Source organism: Acetobacter okinawensis (assembly GCF_002153655.1).
GTDB classification, from domain to species: Bacteria; Pseudomonadota; Alphaproteobacteria; order Acetobacterales; family Acetobacteraceae; genus Acetobacter; species Acetobacter okinawensis_A.
In genome coordinates, this window is the sequence record NZ_JOPJ01000110.1 from 1 (window position 1) to 314 (window position 314).

Consider the following 314-nt stretch of genomic DNA (forward strand, 5'->3'; position numbering starts at 1 on the left):
CGGGTTTTTAGCCTGCACCGCACCAACCTCATGCCCTCGGCTGTGCTGGCGGTTTCTGCCAGTCTGGCGGGGGCTCCTGTGTGGCAGGGGCAGGTGCGCGGTTGCGCCAATGGCCAGATACTCTGTGTCGCTCCCGCCGTGGTGCAGGCGGACACAGTCACACTGACCCTGACAGATACAGACAATACGGATGGGTTTTTATCCATCCCGCAGGCTTATGCCGGGCCGATCTGGCAACCTGTGCGCAACTACAGCACGGAAAGCAGCGTGGGCCGCACCCTTGGCTCGGACAGCGTGACAACCCTGAGTGGTGG

1 pseudogene is annotated in these 314 nt (G+C 62.7%); it reads left to right on the forward strand.

The window, feature by feature from the left end:
• A pseudogene (locus HK26_RS13670) lies at positions 1–314 on the forward strand (hypothetical protein); the annotation flags it as partial.